Below are 11,261 nucleotides of genomic sequence, written 5' to 3'. Positions count from 1 at the left end.
CTGTTGTTATTGGCTGTAGCCACGCCGCTCTATGGCGGCTAGTACGTCCCACGTCTGCGGATCAACGTCGCGGCCCCCGAGCGACATCGATACGTATGCATCAATCGCATCCATAAAGCCTTTGATGAATGCCGGCGGGAATGCGTGTGCAGAGAGGTGCTGAAGCTCTGCCCGCAGCATGCCCGGTCGGCATTGGCCATGGGTGCGCATGGCGGTGCGAGTGCGCTTGAGATAAGCCTGCGCTGCCATTGCGCCGTTCAGGTACGTGCGATTTTTGGTGAGCGTGCCGGTGTCAGACGACGTGGACGCGTGCGTGGGTGGTGCAGGTGGAGATGGATAGGACGCGGGGCGGTGCCCGCTGTGATTCGCAGTCATGACAGCCTCTTGGATGGTTAAGAGACCCGTCATTCGTCGCCAGACGAGGTGGCGGGCCCGACGGCGAGGCTGGCGAACCGGCTCCAAGAAAACCGGCAGACCCGAAGGTCTCCCCACCCGGCCCGCCATAAATAACGCGCGAGCGAGTGCTCGGGGCTGATCGTGCATGACATCAGCCCCTCTTGGAAAAACCACGGATCGCCAGACCCGGCTGCCGTTGGAGCAGCAGCGGGAGCAATTATAGCGATGGGGGCGGCGGTAAAAGTTGGATTATTGATTACGCGCAGCAATGGTCGGAAGGCCCGGCTCACCCCTCAGACTGTGGAGTTTCAGTGTTAAACACTGGAACTCCACCCCCAGACACTGAAGCGTCAGTGTTAAACACTGGAGCTCCACCCTCAGACACGGGAGCTTCAGTGTTAAACACTGGAGCTTCACCCTCAAACACTGGAGCGTCAGTGTCAAACACTGGAGCTCCACCCTCAGACACTGGAGCTTCAGTGTTAAACACTGGAGCTTCACCCTCAAACACTGGAGCTTCAGTGTTAAACACTGGAGCTTCACCCTCAAACACTGGAGCTTCACCCTCAAACACTGGAGCGTCAGTGTCAAACACTGGAGCTTCACACTCAGACACTGGAGCTTCAGTGTCAAACACTCGAACCACAGCGGCTAGGGCTGGCGCTCAAAGCACAAGCACCGGCGCGCTGTAATCAGCGCGCGCCGTGTAATGCGCGACCGCTTTCCGTCAAAAATTGTGCGTGGCATTGAGATACGCAGCAACGGTGCCCAACATCTCCGTGTCGTGCCGACCGGCATGACACTGATAGCTGCTTTAGAAGGATTTCAATGTCTCAAAACCTGATTTCGTTTCAACTCAGCGCCACCGACGTAACCGCCATTGATGGCGCCCTGAAGACCCTGGAAGAAAAGCTCGTCGGCCTGATCGGCCTATCGACGGAACAACGCAGCAAGCTCATGAAGATGGGCCACAAGTCCGAGGCGTTCTGCCGCGAAGCCTTGGAACTGCTCAGCAACAACCCTGGCGTGCTACCGGCCAACTTCAGCCTGCAGGAAATGCGCCGCGATCTAACGGGCTTTGACACGTTGCGCCCCCGCGTCGCCCGCATGGACAAGCTGCTCGAACGGATGCGTGATTCGCAGCTGGCAATGGGCAGTGATTTGATGTCGGCCGCGCTGGAGGGTTACACGTACTTGAAGGTTGCGGGCAAGGGCGAAGGACTGGAGGGGGCGCGACGGGTTTTGTCGACGCGGTTTAGTCGGCGGCCGAGGAAGAAGGCTGAGGAGACTGTGCAGTGAGGTGATTGGTTGTTGATGGTTTGAACGAAGCCGCCCTTTGGGCGGCTTCGTTGTTTTGCGCAATCCAGACCAAGCGCGCTCGCTAAGCGTCGACGAGAATAAGACGTTTGGCGAATCGGGAGTAGCAACAGGCAGTTACACTGCCAACACACCCTCTCGCTCGCCGCTGGAACATGATTACTGAGACCCTCACCTTGGCCAGGCTTGCCGAAATGGCGGGGAAGTTTGTTTTCTGGGTTCGTAAGCAGAGGACCCGCCCAGCGGAGACAGTTGCTGGGCGCTTCATCCGTCTTTTTGAAAGCCACGATGTACATCGCAATCAAATACCTCGATTCTTTGGTCGAGGTTTGACCTTGCGGGACATACAAGACGAGAGTTCGCTCCTGGAAACGCTCGATGAGCCGATGCTTGAAGCAGTGTGCGACCTATTTGCGGTACGGCGAGAGTGGCTAGAAGGGGCCGAGGACCAGATCTATCCCTGTCACGACTTCTATAAGCAGCCTGAAGCCGTGGCACCCTTCCTGGCAGCGCTCAAGGCACATAATCCGGACGGTCAGCTCGATGGCGTATTAATCGCCCCTGACGATGAAAAAGGCGACGCGCTCATCATCCTAAGCGAGGTTGTCGGATGGATCGGCGACAAGCCCGTATATCGGAATCACCTGCTGAACAACTGGCTCTTCGATTACTGGAAGTCGCGGACTTACTTGGCCGCATGTGTAGCAAGCGCCTGGAAAAGCGAGGTCTATATACGCGGTTTTTACGCGCCTGGGAAGGCGATCAAGCGCACAGCGAGCGGCGAGCACCTATTGGGAACGGGGAGTGACTGGCCAGCTCCCAGCAAGAATAAGCGCTTGTATCCGGAGGATATGGCGCTGAAGCCTGAAGCCTTCTTAGCTGGAATCGATGCCGAGCAGGATAGTTATGGAACCGCGTCGGCGCTGAGCCTTTGGCTGAAGCTTGAAAAAGATGGCCACATGGCGACGGGTCTGTCAATGTACCGCCGCGAGGATGTTCGACAGCTATTTGAGGAACAGCTGACCATGCTCGGCGAAAAGTCGGCAAGCTTACGCTGACGCGACACACCCGCTCTGGGATTCGAGCACGAGCTGGCACCCGCTAATCGAAGCACAACAAAATATGAGACCGTTCACCCTGCGAGTTTTCGTACCTTCTGGCGACCCCACCGGTGTACTGATTGCAACGCGAGACGACGGGATTGGAAAGGCAACCATTTTCTCCCGACCACTCCTGGGCGAGGTCAAAGGCAGAAAAGAGTGGCACCTCCCGGGCGTCTATTTTCTGGTTGATCAATCCAAACTCTACGTTGGTGAGGGGGATCCTGTTGGTAAGCGCCTTGAAGACCATGCAGCAAAGAAATCCTTCTGGGACAGGGCACTCTTCTTTACGGCCGACAACCGCCTGAACAAGGCACACATCCAACACCTTGAATCGAAATTGGTGAAATTGGCCCATGAAGCTGGGATCGCCACTCTAGATAACGGCAACACCCCGCAAACGCCTGCTCTCGGCGAAGAGGAATATGCATTCGCGGAGAACGTCCTAGCTGATCTCCTGTTAATGCTCCCGCTACTGGGGTTTACTCAGTTCGAAGCAACGCAGGCTGTAGGCGAAGACGTAGACGCCGACACGGATGAGCCGAATGCGGTAACGACGGGCAAGCGAAGAGCCATCTACTCTGCACTTCCTCAAGGCATGCGCTTCCACGGTTCGTTCAAGGAGTCTCGCGCGACGATTGAAACGGCGGACGGTGGCGTCGTGCTGAAAGCCGGCAGCACCGTCGTAAAAGAGCCGGCTCCCAGCTTTGATGTTTGGATGGCCAAGTACGCGCAGCTACGCCGACAACTAATCGAGTCCGGCGTCATTGCGGAGGAGAATGGACAGATGGTCGTGAGGCGAGATCAGTTCTTCTCCTCCGCATCTGGTGCCGCCACGGTCGTGCGCGGCGTTAGCAGCAATGCGGACGGATGGGTTAACGAAGACAAACGGAACCTGGGCGATCTGCTGCGAGCGCTTAAACAGAGAAACGGCTAGTGATTGGGAGTGCGGCAAGCAAAAGTCGACGTCGCAAGATCACGAGGGCACCTGACGGGGCTAGTCGACTGAAATGCGTTACGCGGCTTACGGAACAAGAAGCGCGATAGGCGTTTGGCGCCACGTAGCGATGTGACGATCACAGCGTTGGAGGGGTATGCCCATGCGGAAAGCGTGTGAGGAGCGCTCAATACAGTGTGGATGGCGTTGTCAGCTCGTTTTGCGCGAGGCGGCGGAGAGAGAAAGGTGAACCTGCAACGTGGTAACTGCGTGGGCGGCTGGTTGTTGTGAACAATACTTCCAACGGCGTTGTCCATTCCAGGTAGATAGACACTCCTCTATGCTCGCACGGCCCCTCGAAAATGAACGTTTTTAGGAGGCGCTGGCTCGTGAGGCGGGTAAGTCGCTTGTAGTACCATGTGCTGTCATTTTGCCCACCTGTTTGCGCATGTTCGAGACGAAGACCTACGACGATCCTATGGTGCTTGATCCCGCAATTCGGGAGCGCTGGGCGTTCCTGGAGACCAGCTCCGCCGCTGCCGTATTGCGCGCGGTTTGCCGAGAAGAGTGGGCAGACATTACTGAGGTTCTGCGCACGTTCCAGCTTGTTCCTAATCGCTGGCTACGCGCGGGTGGCAATCGCGGTGATATTGCACAAGAAATTGACGGTATGTTTTCTGATTTAGGGTGGCGTGAAATTCGCGTCGATCTAACCACTCAAGGCATCCTGCTAACAAAGAACGGCAAGGAAGTGGAGAGATTGGAGCCTCAATATCAAGAGGGCTATCTCGTCGATAATTTCAAAGGGCGAGTAGCACTCGATGTTGAATGGAATGCGAAAGACGGAAACTTAGACCGTGATTTATCTGCATACCGATCGTGGCATGAGGCCGGCGTGATTTCTGCCGCGGTCCTTATCACGCAAGATAGGGTTCGACTTAAGGAACTCGCAGATCGTCTATGGAGAGACTACCAATTAACGCTCCCCGAAGAGGAAAGGAAATTTAAGCTCCCCATTGACCTCAGCACGTCTACAACTACAAATCTAGAAAAGGCCGCGTTGCGCGTGAGACGGGGAGTTATGGGAACATGCCCACTATTGGTAGTTGCCGCCATCCCGGCGACATGGAACCAGCAGCCGTACTTGCCCGCCTAAAGCGGCATTAATTTCGTGCCTTGGAGGGCTTTCTCCCTCGGGGATGCATTGTCGTTTCGGCCGCCTGCAGTAGCGAGCGAACTCTTTGGATGGAATAACCACTCCCATCGGAAAGCTGTCGAATACTTCTCCCTTGCTCATATAGGGCACGAAGTCTATCGCCAATGGCTTCGGCCCTATCCTTACTGACATGTTCATTCGGAGCCAAGCGCGGCAGAATTTCGCCGCCCTCATAGCCTTTGTGGACAACACCGCGCGGTATCACTTCATCGGCGGACTCGTCGCCCCAAACACTCCAGCCGGGGCGCGCGTGACGAGCAAACATTTCGAGGTAAGCGCCGGGTGAGCAAGCCTCAATCAACCGATATTGTTCGTCCGGTTTTCGAGAGTGCTCCCGCTTGCGCGTCTCGATCATGTTCACCTGCGAGCGTCCTGGTGGCAAAGTCCTCATCGATCCTTTGACACCGAACAAGAGTAACTCAGTCACGTTACGGAAATAGAAGCCGACACCTCGCCCGTCCGGCCCTCCGTCTTTTCGGCGCTTGGCCCAAACGATGTTTGACACGTATCGAAACCCCCACGCCTCCATAACCGCCAAGCCATCGGGAAGGAGAGCGTTTGGAACCCACAAGTAGAGATGAGCGTTGGGGGCAAGTATGTCCTTTACACCGAGCGACATGATCGCGTCGAGCGCCATCGTGGAGTAGCGATCCAACCTTCGGTGTTCAGGGGCAACTTTGCCAGTGCGATTGGAAAATCGCCATGGAGGGTCAGCTAGAACAGTTGAGAAACCGCCAACAACCTGAGGAAGGGGAGGCGGAGCGTTCTCTGGGCGGAGCGGTTTTGTAGCCATGCGACCGAGGCTAACAGAAAAAAAGATCTATTTAAAGATCTTTTCCTCGCACGGGGAGAGGTGGCACGGTACAATCCGTCGCTACCGACAAGCAGCGAATGCACCACTAGAGTCCACAGATGGAAGAACTGAAAGACTGTATGGACCCACATCCTTGCGCCACCCCTGACGTGCCGCCAGGTGTTAATGCCTCAGATATCAGCCCTCGCCCCTACCCTCAAGTGATCAAGTACATGGGGTCGAAGGCTACGTTACTTCCGTTCATCGCGCAGAGCCTATCCCAGGTCGGCCTGTCGGGTCGACCAATCGTCGATCTGTTCGCGGGCGCGTGCGCTATCTCTGGTGGCTTTGGCAATTCAACGAAAATAATATCTAACGACATCCAAGAATATTCGGCCACCATAGCAAGCTCTTATCTGCACAAGATTCAGCACGCCGGCAAAGTTGACGTAATCCGATTGGCTGAGATCTTCGCGAAGGAAAAGCTGGCTTCCCTGCCCGAAGGACTGACTCACTCCGATAACAGCACACTCGATGAATTTAATGCAGTCGAGACTAATAACAAAGCACTTCTAAACACTGAGTTCGATTTCCCATATCAGTTGTTTACTCGCGCTTACTCGGGGACATGGTGGAGCGCCGAGCAGTGTGTTTGGATTGATTCGATTCGGCAAGCACTTGATTCGCTGCGTGAAGATGGCAGTTTTTCTGAGGCAGATTTTCGACTTGGCTTGACATGCTTGATGCACGCAATGGCATACACAAGTCAAGGAACCGGGCACTACGCGCAGTATCGGGATGCGAAGGACGAGTCTTCGATGAAAGATATTGCCAAATATCGAAGGCAATCAGTCGCCGACTACTTCACGCGAAAATTTTCCGCGTTGGTGGATTGGAGTGCCAGATGCGTGGTTGATCTTCAGCACGAAACAACTTCGCTTGATTACAAGGATTGTTTAAGCCGGCTCGGCTCCTCCGTGATCTACGCCGACCCTCCTTACGCGTTTGTTCACTACAGCCGTTTTTATCACGCAATTGAAACCATTGTGCGATACGACTATCCCACATTGCAGTTAAAGGGAGGAGAAGTGGTGAAAGGGCGATATCGCGCAGATCGACATCAGTCCCCCTTCTGCATAAGCACTCAGGTACGAGGGGCGTTCGTAGACCTATTCGATGGAACAAAAGATGCGAACAGCGATTTGCTATTGAGCTACTCAAACACTGGGATGGTCGGGATTGAAGAGTTGATCGACCTCGCACACCAAGAGCTCGGCGGCCGATATCGTATTTGGGTAAACACTCTCGATCACGACCACATGACAATGGGCCGCCGGGAGGATCGAACACGCCAAGTGCAAGAATCGCTAATCGTCGCGAAACGCATTTGAATTTTGACTCGATAGCCCCCCCGGAATTGCTGCCCCCCGAAAAAAAACGCCGAGAGGAAATCTCGGCGTTTTTTTTATTGGGTGCTGCTAATACTCAAACATCAATATTCCGCGCCACCAACGCATTGCTCTCAATGAAGTTCCGGCGCGGTTCCACGTCGTCGCCCATCAGCGTGGTGAAAATCTGGTCCGCGGCAATGGCGTCTTCAATCTGCACGCGCAGCAGGCGGCGTTGGGTGACGTCCATGGTGGTTTCCCACAGCTGCTCGGGGTTCATTTCGCCCAGGCCCTTGTAGCGCTGGCGGCTCACGCCGCGCTCGGCTTCGCTCAGCAGCCAGGTCATGGCGGCGTGGAAGTCTGAGACGTTTTGCTCGCGCACCTTGTCGCCGGTGCCGCGGCGCACCTTGGCGCCTTCGCCAATCAGGCCTTGGAAGGTCTGGGCGGTGGTGGCCAGGGCGGCGTAGTCGGCGCCGGCCACGAAGTCGGCGTCGATGTGGCTCAGGCGCTGGTTGCCGTGCTGGCGGCGTACGACCATGACGCGGTATTTCTCGCTCTTTTCGTCGTACTGCATGAAGGCGTCTGCGGTGGCGCCGCCGTTGGCGCTGCTGGCGTTGCCTTGCATTTCCAGCAGGCGGGCCTTGAGCGTGCGGGCGCTGGCTTCGGCTGCGGGCTCGTTGGACAGGTCCAGGGCCACGCCTTCGGCAATGGCGCGCAGGGCGTCGGCGTCAATCACGCGAGACAGGCGCTCGATCACGCCGCGGCTGAGCTGGTACTGGCGTGCGAGTTCGGCCAGGGCGTCGCCGGCAATCTCGGTGCCGTCGGCACGCACGAGCACGGCGGTGTCCAGGGCCTGGCGCACGAGGTAGGCGGCCATCTCGACGTCGTCTTTGATGTAGCGCTCTTCCTTGCCGTGCTTGATCTTGTAGAGCGGCGGCTGGGCGATGTACACGTGGCCGCGCTCGATGATCTCGGGCATCTGGCGGTAGAAGAACGTGAGCAGCAGCGTGCGGATGTGCGAGCCGTCTACGTCAGCATCGGTCATGATGATGATGCGGTGGTAGCGCAGCTTGTCGAGGTTGTAGTCGTCTTTGCCAATGCCGGTGCCCATGGCGGTGATGAGCGTGAGCACTTCCTGGCTGGAGAGCATCTTGTCAAAGCGCGCGCGCTCGACGTTCAGGATCTTGCCCTTGAGCGGCAGGATTGCCTGGAACTTGCGGTCGCGGCCTTGCTTGGCAGAGCCGCCTGCGGAGTCACCCTCGACGATGAAGAGTTCAGACAGCGCGGGGTCTTTCTCTTGGCAGTCGGCCAGTTTGCCGGGCAGGCCCATGCCGTCGAGCACGCCCTTGCGGCGCGTCATTTCGCGGGCCTTGCGGGCGGCTTCACGCGCACGGGCAGCTTCAACGATCTTGCCGCAGATGATCTTGGCATCAACGGGCGTTTCGTCCAGGAATTCGGCCAGGGCCTTGCTGACGATGTCTTCCACCGGCAGGCGCACTTCAGACGAGACGAGCTTGTCCTTGGTTTGCGAGCTGAACTTGGGCTCGGGCACCTTGACGGAGAGCACGCAGGTCAGGCCTTCGCGCATGTCGTCGCCGGAGGTGTCGACCTTGGCTTTCTTGGCGATCTCGTTGTCGGTGATGTACTTGTTGATGACGCGCGTCATGGCGGCGCGCAGGCCCGTGAGGTGGGTGCCGCCGTCGCGCTGCGGGATGTTGTTGGTGAAGCAGAGCACCTGTTCGTTGTAGGCGTCGTTCCACTGCATCGACACTTCTACGGCCACGCCGTCTTTCTCGCCTGCGGCAAAGAAGATGGTGGGGTGCAGGACGGTCTTGTTCTTGTTGATGTATTCAACAAAGCCCTTCACGCCGCCCGAGAAGGCGAAGTCTTCTTCCTTGCCGGTGCGCTGGTCCGACAGCTTGATGTGCACGCCGTTGTTCAGGAACGAAAGCTCGCGAATGCGCTTGGAGAGGATCTCGTAGTGGTATTCGACGTTGGTGAAGATCTCTTCGTCGGCCAGGAAGTGCACTTCGGTGCCGCGCTTGTCGGTGGCGCCCAGCACGCGTAGCGGCGAGACTTCGACCATCTGGCCGTCCGGCGCTTGCACCGTTTCGATCAGGCGGTTTTGCGGAACGCCCTGCGCAAACTCGATGTAATGCACCTTGCCGCCCTGGCGGACGGTCACCTTCATCCACTTCGACAGGCCGTTCACGCAAGACACGCCCACGCCGTGCAGGCCGCCCGACACCTTGTAGCTGTTCTGGTTGAACTTACCACCGGCGTGCAGCTCGGTCATGGCGATCTCGGTCGCGCTGCGCTTGGGCTCGTGCTTGTCGTCAAACTTGATGCCGGTCGGGATGCCACGGCCGTTGTCGATCACGGAGATGGAGTTGTCCGTGTGGATGGTGACCTGGATCTCGGTGCAATGCCCGGCCAGTGCTTCGTCGATGGAGTTGTCCAGCACCTCGAACACGAGGTGGTGCAGGCCGGTGCCATCCGAGGTGTCGCCGATGTACATGCCCGGCCGCTTGCGTACCGCCTCCAGGCCTTCCAGGATCTGGATCGAGGCGGCGTCATAGCTGTTGGCCTCGGCGGGGGTGGATTGCGGTTTCTGCTCTTCGGTCATGTCGTTCTGCTCGCTGCCATGGGCGTTTTGCGCACATAGCGGGGTTGCTTAAAAACGGCGAAGGGGCGGATCGTCACGATCCAGCCCCTCGTCTTGCTCTGGGTGCAGCGGTGCGTCAAATGCGCATCGGCATGACGACGTACTTGAAGGTGTCGTCGTCCGGCAGGGTGATGAGCGCGCTCGAATTGGAGTCGCCCAGGCTCACCTGCACTTTTTCGGCCTTGAGGTTGGCCAGCACGTCCAGCAGGTAGGTGACGTTGAAACCGATATCCAGCGCATCGCCCTGGTAGTCGATTTCGAGTTCTTCCTGCGCTTCTTCCTGGTCAGCGTTGGTGGAGCTGATCTTCAGGACGTTGGTGTCGAGCATGCAGCGCACGCCCTTGAACTTGTCGGTGGTCAGGATGGCCGTGCGTTGCAGCGCCTGCTGCAGGAAGGCACGGTCGATCGTGAAGCTGTTGCGGTAACCCTTCGGGATCACGCGCTGGAAATCCGGGAACTTGCCTTCGACCAGCTTGGAGATCAGCTCGATATTGCCGAAGGTGAACTTGACCTGGTTGGAGGCCAGTTGCACCGAGACGGGATCGTCCACGTCTTCCAGCAGGCGTTGCAGTTCGAGGATGGTCTTGCGCGGGATGATGACTTCCTGGCGGCCGCCGGCGCCTGCCGGTTGCTCGCCGGTTTCGACGCCGCAGTAAGCCAGGCGGTGGCCGTCGGTGGCGACAGCCATGACTTGCTTGCCGTCCACCACCAGCAGCATGCCGTTGAGGTAGTAGCGGATGTCCTGCTGGGCCATCGCGAAGTGCACCATCGCCAGCAGGTGCTTGAGCGTCTTCTGCGGCAGCGTGATGCGGGCACCGAAATCGGTTGCCTCTGCGACAGTCGGGAATTCTTCGGCGGCCAGCGTCTGCAGCGCAAAGCGGCTCTTGCCGGATTGCACCGTCATGCGCTTATCGTTGAGCGTGAGCGCGACTTCGCCGTCGGGCATCGCACGCAGGATGTCGACCAGCTTGCGGGCGGCCACGGTGGTGGCGATATCGCCGGCGCCGGCGCCGCAATCGGCGTGCGTGGTGATCTGGATTTCGATGTCGGTGGACAGGAAGGAAACCCGTTCACCTTGCTTGGTGATCAGCAGATTGGCCAGGATGGGCAGCGTGTGTCGGCGTTCCACGATGCCGCTCACGATTTGCAGCGGACGCAGCAGGTTGTCTCGCGAGGTTTTGACCAATTGCATGAAGGCGATCCTTGGCTTGAGAGGTGACACCGCGCGCGCCCCAGCCTAGGCCACATGGGCCGGTGCCTGCAGGAGCATTCGCGATTAACCCAAAGTTGTTGTAAATCAAGGGGTTAATCACAAATTATACCGCAAATAAGGGGGCGCTGGATAGCGTCACGCGCGCGGCAAATATGTCTATTGTGCATGAAAAGACGCCCGCATTCGAGCGGGCGTCCGTTGAGGCTTGATTCAGGGCGAATGGCGTTGCCATGCGC

9 protein-coding genes are annotated in these 11,261 nt (G+C 57.7%); 5 read left to right on the top strand and 4 right to left on the bottom strand.

Translation table 11 applies throughout. The annotated features are described in order from the left end of the window. Positions 1–6: 6 nt before the first annotated feature. Entirely contained in the window at positions 7–375 is a 369-nt protein-coding gene (locus ABIC76_RS10120; protein WP_354533856.1) for a hypothetical protein, read from the bottom strand. An 849-nt stretch (positions 376–1,224) separates the two neighbouring features. Between ABIC76_RS10120 and ABIC76_RS10115 the strand changes: the two genes are divergently transcribed. From ABIC76_RS10115 to ABIC76_RS10100, 4 genes are all read left to right on the top strand, one after another. Next, positions 1,225–1,695 carry a hypothetical protein gene (locus tag ABIC76_RS10115; protein ID WP_316895793.1) on the top strand — a complete coding sequence of 157 codons (471 nt, stop codon included), beginning with the start codon at positions 1,225–1,227 and terminating at the stop codon, positions 1,693–1,695. Positions 1,696–1,868: 173 nt separating this feature from the next. After that, on the top strand, positions 1,869–2,771 hold the full coding sequence (locus ABIC76_RS10110) for a hypothetical protein (protein WP_354533855.1): 903 nt from the start codon (positions 1,869–1,871) through the stop codon (positions 2,769–2,771). A gap of 64 nt (positions 2,772–2,835) precedes the next feature. After that, positions 2,836–3,750 (top strand): GIY-YIG nuclease family protein, encoded by a 915-nt coding sequence (locus tag ABIC76_RS10105; RefSeq protein WP_354533854.1) that lies wholly within the window; start codon positions 2,836–2,838, stop codon positions 3,748–3,750. A gap of 448 nt (positions 3,751–4,198) precedes the next feature. Next, the gene (locus ABIC76_RS10100) at positions 4,199–4,906 is read left to right on the top strand and encodes a BglII/BstYI family type II restriction endonuclease (RefSeq protein WP_354533853.1); all 708 of its coding nucleotides are present in this window, start codon (positions 4,199–4,201) and stop codon (positions 4,904–4,906) included. Positions 4,907–4,913: 7 nt separating this feature from the next. Here ABIC76_RS10100 and ABIC76_RS10095 read toward each other — a convergent pair whose 3' ends face one another. Then, entirely contained in the window at positions 4,914–5,759 is an 846-nt protein-coding gene (locus ABIC76_RS10095) for an MT-A70 family methyltransferase (protein ID WP_354533852.1), read from the bottom strand. A gap of 119 nt (positions 5,760–5,878) precedes the next feature. Here ABIC76_RS10095 and ABIC76_RS10090 point away from each other — a divergent pair, with 119 nt between their 5' ends. Beyond that, positions 5,879–7,150, top strand: a complete 1,272-nt coding sequence (locus ABIC76_RS10090; RefSeq protein ID WP_354533851.1) for a DNA adenine methylase — start codon at positions 5,879–5,881, stop codon at positions 7,148–7,150. Between the two features lie 94 nt (positions 7,151–7,244). On the opposite strand, the gene gyrB is transcribed toward ABIC76_RS10090, so the two are convergent. Both gyrB and dnaN read right to left on the bottom strand, forming a co-directional pair. Beyond that, positions 7,245–9,773 (bottom strand): DNA topoisomerase (ATP-hydrolyzing) subunit B, encoded by a 2,529-nt coding sequence (gene gyrB, locus ABIC76_RS10085; RefSeq protein WP_354533850.1) that lies wholly within the window; start codon positions 9,771–9,773, stop codon positions 7,245–7,247. Positions 9,774–9,888: 115 nt separating this feature from the next. Next, a complete protein-coding gene (dnaN, locus tag ABIC76_RS10080; RefSeq protein ID WP_012760842.1) occupies positions 9,889–11,004 on the bottom strand; it encodes a DNA polymerase III subunit beta in 1,116 nt (371 codons plus the stop codon). Positions 11,005–11,261: the final 257 nt, after the last annotated feature.

Source organism: Ralstonia sp. 1138 (assembly GCF_040544795.1).
Taxonomy (GTDB): Bacteria; Pseudomonadota; Gammaproteobacteria; order Burkholderiales; family Burkholderiaceae; genus Ralstonia; species Ralstonia flatus.
Note: the sequence above shows the minus strand (reverse complement) of the source record. Positions and strands in the feature narration are given on the sequence as shown.

Excerpts from the sequence above, each read along its gene's own strand:
- ABIC76_RS10120 (WP_354533856.1), bottom strand. The coding sequence starts at position 375 with ATGACTGCGAATCACAGCGGGCACCGCCCCGCGTCCTATCCATCTCCA.
- ABIC76_RS10115 (WP_316895793.1), top strand. The coding sequence starts at position 1,225 with ATGTCTCAAAACCTGATTTCGTTTCAACTCAGCGCCACCGACGTAACC.
- ABIC76_RS10110 (WP_354533855.1), top strand. The coding sequence starts at position 1,869 with ATGATTACTGAGACCCTCACCTTGGCCAGGCTTGCCGAAATGGCGGGG.
- ABIC76_RS10105 (WP_354533854.1), top strand. The coding sequence starts at position 2,836 with ATGAGACCGTTCACCCTGCGAGTTTTCGTACCTTCTGGCGACCCCACC.
- ABIC76_RS10100 (WP_354533853.1), top strand. The coding sequence starts at position 4,199 with ATGTTCGAGACGAAGACCTACGACGATCCTATGGTGCTTGATCCCGCA.
- ABIC76_RS10095 (WP_354533852.1), bottom strand. The coding sequence starts at position 5,759 with ATGGCTACAAAACCGCTCCGCCCAGAGAACGCTCCGCCTCCCCTTCCT.
- ABIC76_RS10090 (WP_354533851.1), top strand. The coding sequence starts at position 5,879 with ATGGAAGAACTGAAAGACTGTATGGACCCACATCCTTGCGCCACCCCT.
- gyrB (WP_354533850.1), bottom strand. The coding sequence starts at position 9,773 with ATGACCGAAGAGCAGAAACCGCAATCCACCCCCGCCGAGGCCAACAGC.
- dnaN (WP_012760842.1), bottom strand. The coding sequence starts at position 11,004 with ATGCAATTGGTCAAAACCTCGCGAGACAACCTGCTGCGTCCGCTGCAA.